Raw genomic sequence first — 18,558 nt, 5'->3', positions numbered from 1 at the left:
CCCGGCTTGCCGTCAGCCGGCCTGCTCGAGCAGCCAGGCCCGGAACGAGCGGAACGAGGAATAGGTCATGCGGTCGGCCGGATAGACGAAATAATATCCGCGCGGGGTGCGGAACTTCTCGCCATAGGCGATGACGAGCTGGCCGGTGTTGGGGCGCTTCGATGGGTGCCGCTCGCAGCGCCGCACGCTCAGGGCGATCAGGAAGCGGTTGCTTGTCGTCTTCGGCGATCTCCGAGGTGGAAGTCGAGGTCTTTGTCCGTCACGCTTCCTGCTTTGCGATCACGAGAGAGCGGGTATCACCCGCTCCTGGGCGCCTTGCAGGATCGTCCGACCAGCAGGCCGCCGAGCAGGAGCGCGACGTTGGCTTCGCTGACTTCCTCGATGGTCATCTTGCCGGTGTCGCGGAACCAGACGCGCAGGAAGTTGGACGCCCCGATGATGCCGCCGACGACGACGTAGGGGGGCATGGATTTGAAGACGCCCTTTTCGACGCCCTCGAGATAGACGTTTCTCAGGATGTTGTCGAAATGCTGCTTCCATTCGTAGAGCAGCTTCTGCTGCTCCCTGGTGAGTTCGCCCTCGTCGCGGAAGTAGATCGTCGTCCAGGCCCGGTTCTGCAGGACGTTGATGCCGTACTGGCGCGTCATCGCGGCGAGCTTGTCGGCCGGGGCGAGGTCCGTGCGGGTGTACAGCTCCTTCATCTGCCCGTCCCAGGCGGCGTGGATGCGCTCGAATATCTCCCACAGCAGCTGGTTCTTGTTCTTGAAGTAGTAGTAGACGACCGACTTCGTGTAGCCGAGGTTGTTGGCGATGTCGTCGATCGACACCGCGCGGATGCCCCGTTCCGCAAACAGGCGTTCGGCGGAGTTGAGAATCTCTTCCTGGACATAAGCCTGCTTCCGAGCCTTGAGTTCCTCGCGGACGGTTCGGGCCATGGAAACACCTCCTCTCTCTCGGCATTCGGCTCAAATGACGCATCGCTCCCCTCGGCGAGGCCGCCTCGTGTGGGGCCGGCCGCCGCGGGCCACGCTGCGAAAACATGCGCAATCTCAGGCTCTTTTGCCCGAGAAGATGGCTGGAGTACACAACTATCCGCGCTGCTTGACAAAATTGACCAATGAGTACAATAACGTTCTTATAGGTATCTTACGGCGCAGCAGCCGACCGCCCGGCGAAGGCGGCGGAGCGCGCGCGGGGAAGTTCGCAGGGACCGGATAGGAAAGCATCCATGGCAGCATTGATCGATCGCGCGGCACTTGGCGTCGGGCCGTCCGCACTGTTTTTCGAGGACCTGGTCGAGGGCCGGGAATGGGTGACGCCGCGGCGCACGATCACCGAGACGGACATCGTGATGTTCGCCGGCATGACCGGCGACTTCAACCCGGTCCATACCGACGAGGAGTTCGCCAGGACGACGCCGTTCGGCGGGCGGGTGCTGCACGGCCCGGCCGTCTTCGCCATCGCCACCGGGCTCGAGTTCCGCCTCGGCATCAAGGAGGGAACCGCGCTCGCCTTCCTCGGGATGGAGTGGAACCTGAAGGCGCCGGTGCGCATCGGCGACACGATCCACGTGTTCCAGAAAGTCCAGTCCGCGCGCCCGACGCGCAATCCCGAGCGCGGGATCGTCAATTTCTGGGTCGAGGTCCGCAATCAGGACGGAGACGTGTGCCAGGAAGGGGTGTGGAAGGTGATGTTCCGCACCCTGCCGCAGCCGGCTGGCTGATTTCCCGTCCTGCCGGCGCGCGTTGCGCGCGGGTGGGCCGCATGCGGGCAGGGCGGCTTAGCAGGCATGCTCCCGGACGACTTCCGGGGCGCTAGCCCCGTGCCACCCGTGCCGGAAATGCTTCTGCCGCCGCGGATCGAAGACGCCTTGCATGCAGATTTCGGATGACAGTCGCGTGCAAATATTATACTCTTCGGTATGCAAAAAGAATAATAAGTAAAAAAATATACCGATACGCATGGATGCGCCCCAGGGAGGGTTGTCGGGATGCTTGAAACGATACTGCAGGTCTTGACCGCCGGGCTGACGCTCGGCTGCCTGCTGGGGCTGATGTGCATGGGGCTGAGCATGATCTTCGGGGTCATGCGCATCATCAATTTCGCGCAGGGCGACTTCCTGATGATCGGCGCCTACACCGCGCTGTTCGTCACGACGCTGGTCCTCGGGCGCAGCGCATTCGGCCCGGCCACTCCCTTCGTCGCCACGCTGATGATCACGCCGCTGATGCTCGTCGTCGGTTACGGCATCTATCGCGTGTTCCTCGCGGACCTGACCGAGCGGCCCGGAATGTCCGACGACGTGCGCCACAGCGCGCAGCTGATGATCACGCTCGGCCTGTCGCTCATCCTCCAGAACGGCGGGCTGATGCTGCTCGGCACCGAGCCGCAGGCGGTCTACACCAGATGGTCCTCGCAGGCCTGGATCGTCGAGCTGAGCGGCGGCGACATCCTGTGGTTCTTCAACAAGGCGCGCACGGTTTCGGCGCTGATCGCGCTCGCCATTGTCGCCATCGTCCTCGTCATCATGAACCGCACGACGCTCGGCCGGGCGGTGCGCGCGGCGGCCGACGATCCGCAGGCCGCGCGATACTGCGGCATCTCGATCCGCACGGTCTATTGCATCGTCTTCGCGCTGGGCACGCTGGTGACCGCGCTGGCCGGCAGCATGATGGCCTCGTTCTATCCCTTCCAGCCCTTCATCGGCGGCGAGTTCGTCCTGATCATGTATGCCGGCGTCGTCCTCGGCGGCATGGGCTCGCTCGGCGGCGCGTTCTGGGGCGGGCTGATCATGGGCTCGCTGCAGCAGCTCTCCACGCTTGTCCTGCCGCAGCAGCTTCAGAATGCGACGATCTTCGTGGTGTTCCTGCTGCTCCTGATCCTGCGTCCGAACGGAATCTTCGGCCGCAACACGGAGCGCGCGTGACATGTGGAAACCGGTTTCCCGCCAGCTCGCCACCATCGGCATCATCGCCGTCCTTTATCTGGCATTCGCGGCCAGCGTGTCGAACGCGTACTACCAGACCATCCTGTCGAGCATCCCGATCTGGGCCTGCCTCGCCGTCGCCTGGAACCTGTTCTCCGGCTATACCGGGCTGACCTCTTTCGGGCATTCGGCGTTCTTCGGCCTCGGCGCCTTCGTCATCACCGTGCTGCAAATCCAGTTCGGCATCACACCCTGGGTCGGCCTCGGCATCGCGCTGGCGCTGGGCGCGGGCGCGGCGGTCCTCATCGGCATCCCGACATTCAGGCTGCGCGGGCATTATTTCGCCCTGGCGATGCTCGCCTATCCGCTGTGCCTGATGTACGTCTTCGAATGGCTCGGCTACACCGAGCTGTCGATCCCGATCCGGCGCGACAACCCCGTCGCCTTCATGCAATTCGCCCAGCCCTACGCCTATACGGTGCTCACCACCGTCGCGGTGGCGGCCTGCCTGGTGATCTCCGTCTTCGTCGAGCGCTCGCGCTGGGGCCTGATGCTCCAGGCCATCAAGCAGGACGAGATGGCGGCGCGCGCCGCCGGGATCAATCCGTTCGGCTGGAAGATGGTGATGCTGATGATCTCGGGCGCGCTCGCTTCGTTCGCCGGCGCGCTCTACGTCTCGGTCCTGCTCGTTACCACGCCGCGCGAGGTGTTCGGGGTGTTCGTCTCGGCCTCGGCGATCATCTTCACCATGTTCGGCGGCGTCGGCTCGATCTGGGGGCCGCTGATCGGCGTCGCGGTGCTGGTGCCGCTGGGCGAGACGCTGCATGCCGAGCTCGGGCACCATTTCCCCGGCCTCAACGGCATGGTCTACGGCCTCGCCATCATCCTCGTCATGCGCTGGATGCCCGAGGGCGTGTTCTGGCGGATCTACGATCGCCGGCGCAAAGGCGCGGCGAAGGAAGGGGCGCCGGCGTCGCAGGCCGCCGCCGCGCCCGTCGCGCAGCCCGAAATCGCCGGCGCGGCGCTCGAGGTGAAGGGCCTCAACCGCGCCTTCGGTCCGATCGTCGTTGCCAAGGATTTCAACTTCCGCATCGAGGCGGGCTCGATCACCGGCATCGTCGGCCCGAACGGCGCCGGTAAGACCACGCTGTTCAACATGATCAACGGCTACCTGACGCCCGACAGCGGCGACATCCTGTTCGACGGGCAAAGCCTCATCGGGCTGCCGGTGCACAAGCGCGCCGAGCGTGGTTTCGGCCGCACCTTCCAGGTGGCCCGCGTCTATTCGCGCCTTTCCGTCTTCGACAACGTCCTCGCCGGGGCGGCGGCCGCCACGCAGGACATGGACGAGGCGCGCAGCCGCGCCCTGTGGGCGTGCGAGGTCGCCGAGCTCGGCGGCAAGCTCGACGCGGCCGCGTCCGGCGTCTCGGCCTATGACGTGCGGCTGATCGAGATCGCCCGCGCGCTCGCCGCCCGGCCGCGCCTGCTGCTGCTCGACGAGACGCTTGCCGGCCTCTCCACCGACGAGGCGTTCGAGGTGGTGCGGGTCGTGCGCAAGCTCAACCGGCTGGGCATCACCATCGTCATCATCGAGCACACCATGGCCGCCATGGTCGACCTCGTGGAGCGGATGGTCGTGCTCGACCGCGGCATCGTCATCGCCGACGGCAAGCCGCGCGAGGTGCTGAAGGACAAGGGCGTGATCACGGCCTATCTCGGACCGAAGTGGACAGAACGTGCTGAAGGTTGACAACATCACGGTACGCTATGGCGGGCTGACGGCGCTGCGCGACGTTACCCTCGAACTCGACGAGGGCGGGTTCGTCGCCCTGGTCGGCGCCAACGGCGCGGGCAAGTCGAGCCTGTTCAAGGCGCTGCTGGGGACGGCGCCGCTCGCCGCGGGCCGGATCATGTTCGACGGCCGGGACCTTGCCGGCCTGCAGACCCACGAGCGCGCCCGGCTGGGCATCGGTCATGTCCCCGAGGGGCGGCATGTCTTCAAGAACATGTCCGTGTCCAAGAATCTCATGTGCGGCTTCTTCGCCGCCAGCCGCACGGTCGACAGGCAGCGCAGCCTCGACTTCGTGTTCTCGCTGTTTCCCCGGCTCGCCGAGCGCCGCGAGCAGCTTGCCGGCACGCTGTCCGGCGGCGAGCAGCAGATGGTGGCGATCGGTCGGGCGCTGACCGGCAACCCGCGGCTTCTGCTGCTGGACGAGCCCTCGATGGGGCTGGCGCCGGCCATCGTCGACGAGATCTTCGCCTGCATCGGCAGGCTGCACGACGAGCAGAGCATGTCGGTTCTCCTGGTCGAGCAGCGGGTGGGCGAAGCGCTGGAACTCTGCGACCGCGCCTACGTCCTGCAAAGCGGTGTCGTCACCGCCGAAGGCGCAGCCGAGGAGCTGACCCGTATGGGCCATATCAGCCGCGCCTATTCCGGCGGGCTGGAGTGACTGCGAAGTGAACATGATCAACAGGAGGTTCCATGTTTAAGAAGCTTATCGCGACGGCCCTGGTCGGAGCCGCTGCTCTCGGGTCCGCACCGGCCCAGGCAGCCGACGACATCCCGGTCGCCGTCATCGCGCCGCTGACCGGGCCGTGGGCCCGCACCGGCAAGATCCTCGCCAACGGCGCGCAGCTGGCGGTCGACGACATCAACGCGGCCGGCGGCATCAAGGCGCTCGGCGGGGCCAAGCTGCGCCTCGTCGTCGGCGATGCGGGCGACAGCCCCGACAAGGCGCGCAACGCCGCCCAGCGCCTGCTGGCCGACGAGCCGAACCTCGTCGCCGGGTCGGGCGCCTGGGCCTCGCACCTGACGCTCGCCGTGACCGAGGTCACCGAGCGCGCGAACCTGCCCTGGTTCACGCTGTCCTTCTCGGACCAGATCACCAGCCGCGGCTTCAAGTACATCTTCCAGATGTCGCCTCCCGGCCCGGCGCAGGCCGACATGATCCTGCCGGTGGTGATGGACATGGCCAAGGCGGCCGGCGACGCGCCCAAGACGGTCGGCGTCATCACCGACAACACCCCGGCGCCGACCTCGATCCTCAACAAGATGCGCGAGGAAGGGTTCAAGGCCAACGGGCTGGAGCTCGTCGCCGACGAGATCTTCACCCCGCCGCTGAGCGATGCGACGTCGATGGTCCAGCAGGTGCGGCGCGCGCGGCCGGACTGGCTGTTCATGCCGCCGACCGTCCTGCAGGACAACGTGCTGCTGCTGCAGAAGCTCAACGAGCTGGGGATGAGCCGGGATCAGCTGCCGGTCGTCGGCTCCGGCGCGCAGCTCGCCGTGCCCGAGGCGCTGAACGTCGCCGAGGCGGAAGAGCTCGAAGGGCTGATGTCGGTCCTGGTCTCCTGGCCGGCGGCCGAGCACGCCGACATCGTCAAGCGCTATTCCGAGCGGTTCAACGAGCCGTGGATGACGCAGGACGCCATCGCCGCCTATGGCGACATGATGGTGATTAAGGAGGCGCTGGAGGCCGCCGGCGCGGCCGACCGCGTCAAGGTCGCCGAGGCGGTCCGCAACATGGACGTCACCGGCGGCATCGGCAGCTTCTACGGCGGCAACACGATCAAGTTCGACGAGGCCGGACACCGTCTCGGCGCCAGCCTCGTCATCATCCAGTGGCAGAACGGACGCCCCGAGCTGATCTACCCGGCCGATCTGGCGAGCGCCGAGGCGCACTGGAAGAAATGATCCCTTGCCTTGCCCGGCGACATGTTTGGGGGCAAGGCATGACCATCGAAACAGGGCGGCATCGCGCGATGCCGCCCTGTTTCCGTTCCGGCCCGGCGGTAGGAGTGTACGAAGGACAGTTGATGATCATACCAATCGGTCTTGACACATACTGACCAGTCTAATTAGATACTAATAAGATCAACTCGCGTTGAAGAAGCGAAGTTTCGCGCGCGGAAGAAGGCAGCCCGGGCTCCGACGCCGACGGCCGATGCCCCGAGAATCCGCCGGATGGGATGGTGCGATGGATTACGACGATTTCAGCGACGACGAGAAGGATATCGTTTCGGCGGTGCGCCGCTTCGTGGAGGGCAGGGTGCGACCGGCGGTCATGCAGCACGAGCGCGACCGCACCTATCCCGCCGCGCTGGTCGCCGAGATGAAGGAGATGGGCCTTTACGGCCTCGTCGTCCCGCAGGAGTTCGGCGGCCTCGGCTTGCGCGTGCCGGTCTTTACCGCCGTGATGGAGGCGCTCGCCAGCGGCTGGTCGACGCTCTCGGCCTATGTCAACAGCCACGCCACCGTCGCCTACGCCATCGCGGCCTTCGGCACGCAGGAGCAGAAGGCACGCTACCTGCCGGCCATGGCCCGGGGCGAGCATCGCGGGGCGCTTTGCCTGACCGAGCCGCATTGCGGCTCGGACCTGAAGGCCGTGCGCACCACCGCGACGCCCGATGGCGACGGGTTCTGCGTGCGCGGCACCAAGATATTCATCACCAACGGCGGGACGGCGACCCTGCTTCTCGTCCTCTGCCGCGACGCCGGCCCGGGCGAGAACGGCAAGCCGGGCTTCTCGCTCCTTCTGGTGGAAAAGGGCTTCGCCGGTGTCGAGGTGACGTCCGTCTTCCACAAGATGGGTTTCGAGCTGGTCGATACCGTCCAGATCGAGCTGGGCGACGTGCCGGTTCCGGCCGCCAACGTGCTGTCCGGCGCGACCGGACGCGGGTTCCCGCAGCTGATGGACGCGCTCGAATGCGGGCGCATCGCCGTCGCCATCAGCGCGGTCGGCGTGGCGGCCGACGCGCTGTCCATCGCCCGGCGCTACGCGGCCGAGCGCGAGGCCTTCGGCGTGACCATCGACAAGCACCAGGCGATCCAGCTCAAGCTCGCCGACGCGGCCGCCAAGCTGATGGCCGCGCGGCTGATGACGATGGAGGCCGCCCGCGCCAAGGAGCGCGGCGAGCGGGCGGACATGCGCGGCGCCATGGCCAAGCTCTATGCCAGCGAGCGCGCGGTCGAGATCTGCCATATCGCCATGCAGATCATGGGCGGGGCGGGCTACATGCGCGACTGGCCGCTGGAGCGGCTGACGCGCGAGGCGACGCTCTACGTCACCGGCGAGGGCACCAACGACATCAACCGTCTGGTCATCGCCCGCCGGCTCGGCGATGATGGCGAGGCCGAAAGCATCGGTCTGCACACATGACGCTGGTCTGCCTCACCTTCGATTTCGACGCCGTGTCCCTGTGGTACACGTCGATGAAGGCCGCGACGCCGACGCCGCTGTCGCGCGGCGAGTTCGGCGCGCTGTTCGGGGTGCCGCGGCTGCTCGATCTGCTCGCGCGCCACGCCCTGCCGGCGACCTTCTTCGTCCCGGCCCACACCGCCGCTTCCTACCCCGAGCAGGTTCGCACCGTCCGCGCCGCGGGGCACGAGATCGGGCTGCACGGCTATCGCCACGAAACGCCGGTCGGCCTGCCGCGCGATGAGGAGGAGCGGCTGCTCGACGCGTCGATCGCGGGACTGAAGGCCGTGCTGGGAGACGACTACGTGCCGGCCGGTTATCGCTCGCCGGCATGGGATCTGTCGCCGAACTCCGTCGATCTCCTCCTGGAGCGCGGGCTCGTCTACGACAGCAGCATGATGGCCAGCGATTTCCTGCCCTATCGGGCGCGGCGCAATTCCCGCATCGACGACCATCGCTACGATCCCGGCGAGCCCACCGGCCTGATCGAGATCCCCGTGGCGTGGGAGCTCGACGATTTTCCCTATTTCACCTTCCTCAACAAGCCGCTCTATCCCGGCACCCGCGCGCCGGACGAGGTCTACGCGATCTGGCGGGACGAGTTCGATTTCTGCCATGAGCTCGACGGCGGTGTCTTCACCCTGACCATGCATCCGCAGTTCATCGGGCGCGGCCCGCGCCTGAAGATGCTCGAACGGTTGATCGCGCATATGGCGGCGCAGGAGGACGTGCGCTTCGTGACGGTGGCGGACGCCGCACGCCAGGCGGCGGCGAAGCTCTGAGGGCGAGGGCGGGGATGCCGGACGCTCGCCATCGGGACTCGATCGGGACCCGCGCGCTGTTCTGGGAGGACTATCGGCCCGGCATGGAATGGCTGACGCCGGGGCGCACGATCACCGCGACCGACATCGCCCTCTGGGGTCGCTATGCCGGCGGCTCGGCCTATCTGGCAGAGGCGGACGAAGGCGGCTGTCTCCTGCCGCAGGCGGCCTTCGCCATCGCCACCGGACTGGAGCAGCGGCTGGGCCTGAAGGAAGGCACCGGCATCGCCTTCCTCTCCGCCCGCTTCGACTGTCCGCGGCCGATTCAGGCGGGGGTGACGCTGCGGGTACGCCAGCGGCTTGTCGGGACGGTGCCGACGCGCAACCCCGGGTGCGGCCTCGTGCGTTTCGCCGTGCGGCTCGAGGATCGCGGCGGGGTCGCCTATCAGGAGGGCGAGTGGCTGCTGATGGTGCGGCGACGCCCCGGTGCGGCAGGAGGCGAGACCGGCGGGTCTAAAGCGCGAGCCTCCGAGGACGCCGCCTGTTCCGGCACTACCCTGTACAGCCCGTTTCGGGCCATCACGCAGGCCGACATCCTCTATGGCAGCCAGCTCGCCGCCGATTACAACCCCGTTCATACCGACGCGCTCTGCGCGCGCGCCGCCGGCTTTGCCGGTCCGATCCTGCAAGGCCCCGCGGGCGCGGCGATCGCCGCCGGCCTGCTCTCGCGCCTGCTCGCCGCGGAAGGCGAGCGGGCCGAGGTGCTGGCGATCGACTGGACCTTCCACAAGCCGATCCTCGCCGGCATGACCGTACGGCTCGAGGTCGGGCGCATTGCCGATCCGTCACGGTCGGGCCGTGAGACGTTCAATCTGGTTCTGGTCGACCGGGACCGCGAAAAACTCCAGTCCGGCAACTGGACGGTCCAGTTTCATCAGCAGGTTCCAAGGCCATGATTCAGTCCCCGCTGCGGTTCAATTCAGTCTACCAGGCCTTGCTGGATGCCTCGCAGGGGCGCGAGGCAGAGCCGGCTGTCTGGTTCGACGGCGTCTGGACCAGCCGCCGCGGGCTTCTCGACGGCATCGACCGCACCGTCCGCCATCTGCGCCGACTGGGGGTGGGCACCGGCGACCGCTTCGCCTTCTTCGGCCACAACTCGCTGCATCACCTGCTGCTCTATTACGCGGCGGCAAAGTTCGGCGCGGTCGTGGTGCCGCTCAACCCCAACCTGACCGGCTCCGAGATCGCCTATGCGGTCAACCACAGCCGTTCGAAGGTGCTTTTCCATGACGCGGCCGGGGCCGAGATCATCGATCCCGCGACTTGCAACGTGCCGAGGGTGCCGGTTGGAACCATCGATCAGGAGATAGAGGGCGACGCCTCGGCGGCGGCAGTGGCGGACGACGCCGATTTCCTCGACATCTATACGTCAGGCTCGACCGGGGTTCCCAAGGCAGTGATGCTCGGGCAGGGCGGGCAAGCCGGCGTGCCGCGCTCGCTCGCGCGGATGTGGGGGATCACCGAGGCGGACACGACCCTCGTCGCCCTGCCGATGGGCTATCTCTACGGGCTTTCGACGGCGGCGGCGGTGGCGCTGCAGACGGGCGGCAAGGTGGTGATCCTGCGCCGGTTCCATTCGCGCGACGTGCTCGAAGCGATGGCCGCGCACCGGATCACCGTCTTCCACGGCGTGCCGACCATGTACAACATGATGATATCCTATGCCGGGCAGAACGGGCTCGAATTCGATCTCTCGCACGTGCGGGTTCTGATCACCTCGGGCGCGCCGACCTCGGCGGAGGCCCTTGACGCGTTCGAGCGGATGTTCGGGGCAAGGCTCCAGAACTATTTCGCGCTGTCGGAGGCCACGCCGGCCTTCGGCAGGTTCCATGACGATCCGCGCCCGCTGCCGCCGGGTTCGGCGGGCCTGCTGGCTCCGGAGGCCGAGGCGAGCATTCGCCTGTCCGACGGAACCGAGACGCCGGAGGGTGGGATAGGCGAACTCTATCTGCGCACGGCGGGACTGATGCTGCGCTATGACGGCGCACCGGAAATGACGGCTGAAAACCTGCAAGACGGCTATTTCCGCACCGGCGATCTGGTGCGCCGCGATGCCGAGGGCTTCTACTACATCGTCGGCCGCAGCAAGGACATGATCATCCGCGGCGGCGCCAACATCTCGCCGATCGAGGTCGAGAACGTCCTGACCAGCGATCCCGCCGTGGACGAGGCCGCCGTCGTCGGCGCCGCAGACCCGATCTATGGCGAGGTCGCCGTCGGCTTCGTCACGCTCCACGCCGGAAAGCATGTCGATCCCGCCGCGTTGATCGCGCTGGTGGCCGGCCGGTTGTCGGATTTCAAGGTGCCGCGATCGGTCACGGTGCTGGCCGAGATGCCCTACGGCAAGACCGGCAAGATCGACAAGGCGGCGCTGCGCAAGCTGGCGAACGGCGGCTGAGGAGGCGGCGATGGATCAGGACCTCTACGCGCGCCTCGACGGCCTTGCCATCGCCGACCTGCTCCACAAGGGCGAGGTCACGCCGCTGGAGCTGATGGACTGCGCCATCGCGCTCGGCGAGGCCGTCGACGCGCGCTTCAACGCGCTGTGCGAGAAAGGCTACGACCGCGCCCGGGCAGCAGCGGCCTCGGCGCGGCTGCGCGGCCGCTTCGGGGCGCTGCCCTTCCTGCTCAAGGATTCCGGCCTCGCGGCGAGCGACTTCCCGTCCGCGGTCGGGTCGCGCCTGTTCTAGGGGCTGGGATCGCCCGTCGACGCCACCCTGACGGCGCGCTTCCGCGAGGACGGCTTCCTGCCCTTCGCGCGCACCACGGTGCCGGAATTCTGCATGGCCCCGACCACGGAGGCCGAGATCAACGGCGGCCCGACACGCAACCCGTGGGATCCGACCCGCTCGAGCGGCGGGTCGAGCGGCGGCGCGGCCGTGGCCGTGGCGACCGGCGTGGTGCCGATCGCCCATGGCAGTGACGGCGGCGGCTCGATCCGCATTCCCGCGAGCTGCTGCGGCGTCTTCGGCCTGAAGACCTCGCGCGGCCTGCTGCCGGTCGGGCCGGCGCGCGGCGAGGCCTGGGGCGGGCTCGCGGTCGAGGGCGTTCTGTCGCGCAGCGTGCGCGATACGGCCGCGGTGCTCGACCACGCGGCCGGCTTCGAGCCCGGCGCGCCCTATGCCGCGCCGCCGCGCCCCGCGTCCTATTCCGGCGAACTCGAACGTCCCTTCGCCCGGCCGCTGCGCGTCGGCGTCTGGACCCAGGCCTTCGACGGCATCGCCGTGCATGAAGACTGCCGCGCCGCCGTGGCCGGCGTCGCCGCCCTGCTCGAAGGGATGGGCCACGAGACGGTGCCGCTGGCCGCGCCCGCCTTCAGCTTCGCCAAGTTCCTCGAAGCCAACATCGAGGTGATGGCGGCGAGCGTCACCTTGACGGTGAACGGCCGGCTGCGCGGCATGGCCGGCGCGCGGGCCGAGGACCTGCTGGAGCCGGCGATCCTCGACGCCTATCGCCTTGGCGGCACGTTGAGCGCCGAACGCTACGCGCTGGCGATCAACCGCTTCCACGGCATCGCCCGGGCGATGGACGACTATGTCGGGCAGGTGGATTTCGTCCTGACCCCGACCCTGACGCGCCCGCCCGCGCCGCTGGGCGAGATCTCGATGCAAAACGATTTCCGCAGCTTCCGCAGGGCGATCGGCACCTACACCACCTTCCTCGCCATCATCAACGCCTCGGGCCAGCCCGCGGCGTCGCTGCCGATGGGCGAGAGCGCCGGGGGTCTGCCGATCGGCGTGCAACTGATCGGGCGTTTCGGCGCGGATGCCGATGTCCTGCGGCTGGCGCATCATCTGGAAACCGCAGCACCCTGGGCACACCGGCGTCCGCCCGCCGCGAGGGGGAGGGCATGACGACGAACGAACGTGACGGCACCCCGCGGGCGGCGAAAATCCGTGCCCTGCGCGCGGAGATGCGCCTGCCGCTGATCGCGGCGCCGATGCTGCTCGTGTCGGGGCCTGACCTGCTGATCGCCTGCTGCAAGGCGGGCGTCGTCGGCTCGGTGCCGTTGCAGGGCGCGCGCACGGCGCAGGTGCTGGAAGACTGGCTCACCCGGATCGACGACGAGCTGGCCGAGGCGCGGGAAACGGCCGCGCCGGGCCGGAAGATCGCGCCCTATGCGCTCAATCTGGTGGAATACAACATTCCGCCCGAGCGGATGGGGGCCAACCTGCGGCTCATCCGCCGGTTCAAGCCGCGTATCGTCATCACCAGCTTCGGCAAGCCGGGCGAGGTCGTGCAGCTGGTCCACGATTATGGCGGGCTGGTCTTCCACGACGTCGCTACCGTCCCGCATGCCGAGAAGGCGATCGAGGCCGGCGTCGACGGGTTGATCGCCCTGACGTCGGGCGCGGGCGGCCATTGCGGCCTCCTCAACCCGTTCGCCTTCGTCCCGCAGCTGCGCCGCGTCTTCGACGGCGCCATCCTGCTCGCCGGCTGCGTCTCCGACGGCCGCTCGCTGCGCGCGGCCGAGGTGCTCGGGGCCGATTTCGGCTATGTCGGGACGCGCTTCATCGCCACGCCGGAATCGCTGGCGCCGCCGGCCTATCGCGAGCTGATGGTGGCGCAGACCAGCACCGACGTGCTGACGACCGACCGAATCAGCGGCGTCAACGCGACGTTCCTGCGCGGCTCGCTGGCGCAGGCCGGCCTCGACCCCGACCGCCTGCCCGCGCTCAAGGGCGCGCGCCAGCCCGACCTGCCCGAGGGCGTCAGGCCGTGGCGCGACATCTGGAGCGCGGGGCAGGGCGTCGGCATGGTCGACCGGATGATGCCGGTCGCCGAGCTGGTGGCGGAATTCGAGCGAGGCTACCGCGCGGCCGCGACGGGAACGGAAACCCCGATGGCTGCCTCGGTCTGAACGCAAGCAAGGGGTGAAGTGCATTGGATTGCTCCATCGAAGCCGACCTCCTGGAGAAACTCTTCCGCGAGCGTCATTCGTGCCGCGCCTACCTTGCCGGACCCGTGCCGCACGGCGTGATCCGGCGCATCCTCGACATGGCCTCGCGGACGGCCTCGGACTGCAACTCGCAACCCTGGGAGGTGGTGCTGGTCGGCGGCGGGGCGCTGGAGCGGCTGCGCACGGCGATGTACGACCACGCGAGCGCCGGCGCGGCCTTCGTCGCCGACATCGCGCCGAACGGCTCCTATCACGGCCTTTATCAGGAACGCCGCCGCGCCTGCGGATGGGCGCTCTACGAAGCCGTCGGCATCGCGAAGGGGGATCGCTCGGCTTCGCAGCGGCAGGCGCTCGAGAATTTCCGTTTTTTCGGCGCGCCGCATCTCGCGATCATCTCGGCCGACGCCACGCTCGGGCCGCGCGCGGCGATCGATTGCGGCGCCTATCTGATGTCCTTCCTGCTGGCGGCGGAGGCGCTCGGGGTCGCCGCCGTACCGCAGGCCTCGCCCGCCTACTACGCGGACCTTCTTCGCGCGCATCTCGGCATTGCCGGAGACCGGGCGGTCTTCGCCGGGATCGCTTTCGGCTACGAAGATAAGGCGCACCCGGCGAATGCCTTCCGCACGGAACGGGCGTCCTTGAGCGAAATTGTCCGCTTCGTCGACTGACGAAGCTTGTCCGACAGAAAGGAGCGCGGCCGTGAAGCCCGGATCGATCTACGAAGCGTTGTCGAAGGTTGCCGACGAGCGCGGCGAGGCGATCGCCATCACCTTCGAAGGCGGGGACATCTCCTACCGGGAGATGATGGCGAGGGTAGACGTCTGCGCGGCCAACCTGAAGAGGCTGGGCATTGCCAGAGGCTCGGTCTTCGCGGTCCAGGCGCAGAACCGCCCCGAGACGATCTTCGCCCTGATCGCGGCGGCGCGCCTCGGCGCGGTCTTCGTGCCGATGCATTTCAGGCTGACCGCGAGGGAAACCGACTACATCGTTTCGAACGGCGATGTCCGGATCGTCTTTTGCGACGATGAGGCGCGCGCCGCGCCGTCCGGGCACGGACCGGGATGCGCCGTCCGCCACATCGATGAACTGACGGAGAGCATCGCCCTCGACGCCGCTCCCGAGGCCATGTCGCCTGACGACGATCTGATGATTGTCTATACGTCGGGATCGACGGGCGTACCCAAGGCAGTGGTGATCAGCCATGGCGCGCAGATTCGCGCCGCAAGATCGATCCGCGAGATGTGGGGCCTCTCGGCCTCCGACGTGACGGTCGCCGTCTCGCCGTTCGGCTTTCTCCTCGGATTGTCGACCTCGACTCTGCTTTCCCTGCTCAACGGCATGCGCGTGGTGATCCTGCGGCGGTTTCATCCGCAGGAGGCGCTGGAGGCTCTTGCCGTCCATCGCGCCACCATCTTCAACGCCGTGCCGACGATGTACGCGATGATGGCCGACTATGCCGGCGAGAGCGGCATTGATCCGGACCTGTCCTCGCTGCGGGCGATGATCTGTTCGGGAGCGCCGCTCTCGCCGCCCCTCCGCGCGCGGGTCGAGGAGAAATTCGGCGTCGAGGTCCAGGACTATTTCGGCATGACCGAAGCCTATCCGCTGGCCGGGCGACATGCCTCGGACACGGCCGCCTATCCGGCCGGCGCCATCGGCAGGGCCGCGCCGGGCGCGAAGCTGCGCTTCATCGACGAAGAGGGGCGCGACTGTCCGGACGGGGAGCCGGGAGAGATGCTGGTGCAGGGCCCGTCGATGCTGAGCCGATACCACAAGGACCCGGATCTCAGCGCGCAGGCCCTGCGCGACGGCTGGTTCAGGACGGGCGATATCGGCCTGCGGGACGCGCAGGGCTTCGTCCATATCGTCGGACGTCTGAAGGACCTGATCATCCGCGGCGGAAACAACATCGCGCCTTCCGAGATCGAATCCGCCCTCAACCGGCATCCGCGTGTCCGCCTGTCGGCCGTGTTCGGCGTCCCCGACGACGTGCAGGGAGAAATCCCGGTCGCCGCGATCGAGGCGAAGGGCGAGGTGACGCAGGAGGAGCTTCTGTCCTTCGTCGCCGCGGAACTGGCGAAGTTCAAGGTTCCGACCCGCATCCATTTCGTCGGCTCGATGCCGCTTGGCCCGACCGGCAAGATCGACAAGAAGGCTCTTCGCCAGGATTTTCTTTCCGTGACGGGGTAAGGCAATGGCATTGATCGTGGAACGGTCCGAGGCGATCGTCGAAATCCGGCTCGACAGGCCCGACAAGCACAACGCCCTCGATCTCGAATGCTTCGGCATTCTCGACAGGGCGACCGCCGAGATCGCCTCGGACCGGACGGTGCGGGCGGTTCTTGTCACGGCCTCGCCGGCAAAGGTGTTCTGCGCCGGCGCGGACATCGCCGATCTCCACGGGATCGACGATGCCGAGGCGGTGCGCCGGGCGGCGTATCGCCGGCAGGTCCTGCAACGCTTCTCGCAGCTTCCGGTGCCGAGCGTCGCCGTCGTCACCGGCGCGGCCCTCGGCGGCGGCGCGGAGCTGGCGCTGGCGGCGACGTTCAGGCTGGTCACGGCAAACGCCAGCTTCGCCTTTCCGGAGATCGACCTCGGGATGCTGCCGGGCGCCGGCGGAACCCAGAGGTTGCCGCGCCTGATCGGGGAAGCCCGGGCGATGGAGATGATCCTGTCGGGACGCCGCGTCGATGCGCGCGAAGCCATTGCGATCGGCCTCGCGGACAGGCTGGTCGAGGCCCCGGCAGCGGAGGCCCGCGCCTTCGTTGATCGCTGGATCGGGCAACCCTACGAAGCCGTCGCCGCCATCCTTGCCGCGATACGCGCGGCGCATGGCAGCCTGCAACCGGGGCTCGACAGGGAAGGGATCGAGCTGACCGGGCTGGTTTCCAGCGAGGCCGCGAAGCAGCGTGTTGCGGCCTTCCTGTCGAGGAAGACCCGGAGCGATCCGGGCCGGGACCAGGAAAGGTCCTGAGCCATGCCGCTCGATCTTCACCTCGGGGCCGTGACGACTATCCACATCAACCGGCCTGCCGCAGCCAACGCGTTTACCGGCGCGATGTGGAGCGAGCTGATCGGTCTTTGCCGCGACATCGGGGCGCGGCCGGATGTCAGGGTGGTGGTCCTTTCGGCCGAAGGGAAGCATTTCTCCTCCGGGGCGGATACGCGCGAATTCGCCGATGTCTATGCCGAGCCGGATTCCACGCAGCGCTACAACGCGCTCTATCGCGACGCGGTGAGGGCGGTCGCCGGGCTGACGATGCCGGTCATCGCCGCGGTGCGGGGGCTCGCGATCGGCGGCGGCGTCGCCCTCGCCACCGCGGCGGACCTGCGCTTCTGCGCCGCCGGTGCGGGTTTCCGTGTCACCGCCAGCAAGCTCGGCATCGCCTTTTCGCCGGACGACAGCGCGCGGCTGATCGCCCTGATCGGGCGGGCGCGGACCAAGGACATGCTGCTTTCCGCCCGGACGATCGCCGCGGATGAGGCCTTTCGCTGGGGCCTCGCGGATCGCGTCGTGCCGCAGGAGGCGCTTTGCGAGACGGTGAGGGCCTACGCGGAAGACCTCGCCGGCAAGCCCGCCCACTCGCTCGCCTGCTGCAAGCGCATAGCGGACGGACTCTCGGCGGTGCCGCAGGAGCAGGCGGAGCCGTTGTGGCAGGTCTAGGCGAGCGCCTTCCGCGCGCCGGACGTCTGACGGCGGCGGGGAGTGCATTCCGTTCGAGCAAGAATATTGACTTATAAGTATATTGATATACTTTTTAGTATGTAACCAGTCCGCCGGTTCGAATTGTGCGTTGCCGCCACCCCGGCGACGCGGTGCGAGGCGGGGTATAGACGGTGCCTGTCCGAGGGCCCAGCAGAGAGAAAGACAGCCATGAGCAAGAACACGCCCGGCCATTGGATGACCGGCATCAGCGCCATCGCACCGCAGGACATCTACATACGCGGCTTTCCCATGCAGTCGCTGCTGGGGCGGCTGCCGTTCTCGGCCATCGCCTACCTGATCCTTCGCGGCCGCGTCCCGACGCCGGCCGAGGCGCGGATGATGGACGTCATCTTCTCGTCGATCCTCGACTACGGGTTGCAGAAATCCGGGACGATCGCGGCGCGCGCCGTGGTCTCGGTCAACCCGCAGATGACGGCCGGCCTTTCGGCGGGGATGCTCGGCGCCGGCGAGTTCGCCGTCTCGCCCGAGCATGCCGGGCGCTTCATCCTCGAGAGCTACACCGGTTACAAGGAGTCGGGGCTGGCCATGCAGGAACAGGCGGCCGCGCTGGTCGCCCGGCTGCGGGCCGAGAAGAAGCGCGTGCCCGGCTTCGGCCATCAGGTGTTCCGCGGCGTCGACCCGCGGGCGCAGACGCTGAGGAACTTCGCCGTCGAGACCGGGGTCTGGGGCGAGGTCAACGAGTGGTACGGCGCCGTGCACGAGGCCTTCCGCGCCGCCACCGGCAAGCACGATCTCGTCATGAACGATATCGGCATGCTCGCCGGCATCATGATCCAGATGGGCTTCACGCCGCCGGAGATGACCGGGCTCGCGCTGCTCTCGACCTTCCCGGGCCTGATCGCCCATGTTTCGGAAGAGCTGCAGAGCGGTGTCGTCAACCGCATCATTCCCGACGAGAACGCCGACTACGACCGCAGCATCCACGACACCGACGCGACCCTTGCCGCAGCCGGCTGGAACTGAAAAGGAAAGCCCGCGCGAACCAC

At 67.9% G+C, this 18,558-nt stretch carries 19 protein-coding genes; 17 read left to right on the top strand and 2 right to left on the bottom strand.

Going from position 1 to position 18,558, the window contains the following annotated elements:
• Positions 1 to 12 precede the first annotated feature (12 nt).
• Together M9945_RS21535 and M9945_RS21530 are read right to left on the bottom strand one after the other, a co-directional pair.
• Complete coding sequence (locus M9945_RS21535) at positions 13 to 186, bottom strand: hypothetical protein (protein ID WP_367946170.1); 174 nt, start codon at positions 184 to 186, stop codon at positions 13 to 15.
• Between the two features lie 110 nt (positions 187 to 296).
• Positions 297 to 935 (bottom strand): TetR/AcrR family transcriptional regulator, encoded by a 639-nt coding sequence (locus M9945_RS21530; RefSeq protein WP_367946169.1) that lies wholly within the window; start codon positions 933 to 935, stop codon positions 297 to 299.
• Positions 936 to 1,228: 293 nt separating this feature from the next.
• On the opposite strand from M9945_RS21530, the gene M9945_RS21525 reads away from it, so the two are divergent.
• The 17 genes from M9945_RS21525 to M9945_RS21445 all read left to right on the top strand — a co-directional run bounded on the left by M9945_RS21525 (position 1,229) and on the right by M9945_RS21445 (position 18,535).
• On the top strand, positions 1,229 to 1,723 hold the full coding sequence (locus tag M9945_RS21525; protein WP_367928557.1) for a MaoC/PaaZ C-terminal domain-containing protein: 495 nt from the start codon (positions 1,229 to 1,231) through the stop codon (positions 1,721 to 1,723).
• 267 nt (positions 1,724 to 1,990) lie between these two features.
• Positions 1,991 to 2,926, top strand: a complete 936-nt coding sequence (locus M9945_RS21520; RefSeq protein WP_367928556.1) for a branched-chain amino acid ABC transporter permease — start codon at positions 1,991 to 1,993, stop codon at positions 2,924 to 2,926.
• 1 nt (position 2,927) lies between these two features.
• On the top strand, positions 2,928 to 4,676 hold the full coding sequence (locus M9945_RS21515; RefSeq protein WP_367928555.1) for an ATP-binding cassette domain-containing protein: 1,749 nt from the start codon (positions 2,928 to 2,930) through the stop codon (positions 4,674 to 4,676).
• Positions 4,663 to 5,376, top strand: a complete 714-nt coding sequence (locus tag M9945_RS21510; protein WP_367946168.1) for an ABC transporter ATP-binding protein — start codon at positions 4,663 to 4,665, stop codon at positions 5,374 to 5,376. Before M9945_RS21515 ends, M9945_RS21510 begins: the two co-directional genes overlap by 14 nt.
• Before the next feature lie 32 nt (positions 5,377 to 5,408).
• Entirely contained in the window at positions 5,409 to 6,620 is a 1,212-nt protein-coding gene (locus M9945_RS21505; RefSeq protein WP_367946167.1) for an ABC transporter substrate-binding protein, read from the top strand.
• 283 nt (positions 6,621 to 6,903) lie between these two features.
• Entirely contained in the window at positions 6,904 to 8,085 is a 1,182-nt protein-coding gene (locus M9945_RS21500) for an acyl-CoA dehydrogenase family protein (RefSeq protein WP_367928552.1), read from the top strand.
• Positions 8,082 to 8,906: a polysaccharide deacetylase gene (locus tag M9945_RS21495; RefSeq protein ID WP_367928551.1), complete on the top strand. Its 825-nt coding sequence runs from the start codon at positions 8,082 to 8,084 to the stop codon at positions 8,904 to 8,906. Before M9945_RS21500 ends, M9945_RS21495 begins: the two co-directional genes overlap by 4 nt.
• A gap of 14 nt (positions 8,907 to 8,920) precedes the next feature.
• Positions 8,921 to 9,841, top strand: coding sequence for a MaoC/PaaZ C-terminal domain-containing protein (locus M9945_RS21490; RefSeq protein WP_367928550.1), 921 nt, complete (start codon positions 8,921 to 8,923; stop codon positions 9,839 to 9,841).
• Complete coding sequence (locus M9945_RS21485) at positions 9,838 to 11,343, top strand: class I adenylate-forming enzyme family protein (RefSeq protein WP_367928549.1); 1,506 nt, start codon at positions 9,838 to 9,840, stop codon at positions 11,341 to 11,343. The genes M9945_RS21490 and M9945_RS21485 overlap by 4 nt, the downstream gene beginning before the upstream one ends.
• A 10-nt stretch (positions 11,344 to 11,353) precedes the next feature.
• On the top strand, positions 11,354 to 11,635 hold the full coding sequence (locus tag M9945_RS21480) for a hypothetical protein (protein ID WP_367928548.1): 282 nt from the start codon (positions 11,354 to 11,356) through the stop codon (positions 11,633 to 11,635).
• Positions 11,636 to 11,638: 3 nt separating this feature from the next.
• Positions 11,639 to 12,799: an amidase gene (locus M9945_RS21475; protein WP_367928649.1), complete on the top strand. Its 1,161-nt coding sequence runs from the start codon at positions 11,639 to 11,641 to the stop codon at positions 12,797 to 12,799.
• Complete coding sequence (locus M9945_RS21470; protein ID WP_367928547.1) at positions 12,796 to 13,806, top strand: NAD(P)H-dependent flavin oxidoreductase; 1,011 nt, start codon at positions 12,796 to 12,798, stop codon at positions 13,804 to 13,806. Before M9945_RS21475 ends, M9945_RS21470 begins: the two co-directional genes overlap by 4 nt.
• Before the next feature lie 23 nt (positions 13,807 to 13,829).
• Complete coding sequence (locus tag M9945_RS21465; protein ID WP_367928546.1) at positions 13,830 to 14,513, top strand: nitroreductase; 684 nt, start codon at positions 13,830 to 13,832, stop codon at positions 14,511 to 14,513.
• Positions 14,514 to 14,544: 31 nt separating this feature from the next.
• The gene (locus M9945_RS21460; RefSeq protein WP_367928545.1) at positions 14,545 to 16,035 is read left to right on the top strand and encodes a class I adenylate-forming enzyme family protein; all 1,491 of its coding nucleotides are present in this window, start codon (positions 14,545 to 14,547) and stop codon (positions 16,033 to 16,035) included.
• Positions 16,036 to 16,039: 4 nt separating this feature from the next.
• Complete coding sequence (locus M9945_RS21455) at positions 16,040 to 16,819, top strand: enoyl-CoA hydratase/isomerase family protein (RefSeq protein ID WP_367928544.1); 780 nt, start codon at positions 16,040 to 16,042, stop codon at positions 16,817 to 16,819.
• 3 nt (positions 16,820 to 16,822) lie between these two features.
• The gene (locus tag M9945_RS21450) at positions 16,823 to 17,509 is read left to right on the top strand and encodes an enoyl-CoA hydratase/isomerase family protein (protein ID WP_367928543.1); all 687 of its coding nucleotides are present in this window, start codon (positions 16,823 to 16,825) and stop codon (positions 17,507 to 17,509) included.
• Positions 17,510 to 17,719: 210 nt separating this feature from the next.
• Positions 17,720 to 18,535 carry a citryl-CoA lyase gene (locus M9945_RS21445; RefSeq protein WP_367928542.1) on the top strand — a complete coding sequence of 272 codons (816 nt, stop codon included), beginning with the start codon at positions 17,720 to 17,722 and terminating at the stop codon, positions 18,533 to 18,535.
• Positions 18,536 to 18,558: the final 23 nt, after the last annotated feature.

It is taken from the genome of Aquamicrobium sp. (genome assembly GCF_023954335.1).
GTDB lineage: Bacteria > Pseudomonadota > Alphaproteobacteria > Rhizobiales > Rhizobiaceae > Aerobium.
The sequence above is the reverse complement of the archived record's forward strand: the minus strand, read 5'-3'. Positions and strand labels throughout refer to the sequence as shown.

Coding starts and splice junctions, on each gene's coding strand:
- M9945_RS21495 (WP_367928551.1), top strand. CDS start 8,082: ATGACGCTGGTCTGCCTCACCTTCGATTTCGACGCCGTGTCCCTGTGG.
- M9945_RS21515 (WP_367928555.1), top strand. CDS start 2,928: ATGTGGAAACCGGTTTCCCGCCAGCTCGCCACCATCGGCATCATCGCC.
- M9945_RS21530 (WP_367946169.1), bottom strand. CDS start 935: ATGGCCCGAACCGTCCGCGAGGAACTCAAGGCTCGGAAGCAGGCTTAT.
- M9945_RS21500 (WP_367928552.1), top strand. CDS start 6,904: ATGGATTACGACGATTTCAGCGACGACGAGAAGGATATCGTTTCGGCG.
- M9945_RS21505 (WP_367946167.1), top strand. CDS start 5,409: ATGTTTAAGAAGCTTATCGCGACGGCCCTGGTCGGAGCCGCTGCTCTC.
- M9945_RS21445 (WP_367928542.1), top strand. CDS start 17,720: ATGAGCAAGAACACGCCCGGCCATTGGATGACCGGCATCAGCGCCATC.
- M9945_RS21525 (WP_367928557.1), top strand. CDS start 1,229: ATGGCAGCATTGATCGATCGCGCGGCACTTGGCGTCGGGCCGTCCGCA.
- M9945_RS21520 (WP_367928556.1), top strand. CDS start 1,991: ATGCTTGAAACGATACTGCAGGTCTTGACCGCCGGGCTGACGCTCGGC.
- M9945_RS21455 (WP_367928544.1), top strand. CDS start 16,040: ATGGCATTGATCGTGGAACGGTCCGAGGCGATCGTCGAAATCCGGCTC.
- M9945_RS21490 (WP_367928550.1), top strand. CDS start 8,921: ATGCCGGACGCTCGCCATCGGGACTCGATCGGGACCCGCGCGCTGTTC.
- M9945_RS21485 (WP_367928549.1), top strand. CDS start 9,838: ATGATTCAGTCCCCGCTGCGGTTCAATTCAGTCTACCAGGCCTTGCTG.
- M9945_RS21450 (WP_367928543.1), top strand. CDS start 16,823: ATGCCGCTCGATCTTCACCTCGGGGCCGTGACGACTATCCACATCAAC.
- M9945_RS21480 (WP_367928548.1), top strand. CDS start 11,354: ATGGATCAGGACCTCTACGCGCGCCTCGACGGCCTTGCCATCGCCGAC.
- M9945_RS21470 (WP_367928547.1), top strand. CDS start 12,796: ATGACGACGAACGAACGTGACGGCACCCCGCGGGCGGCGAAAATCCGT.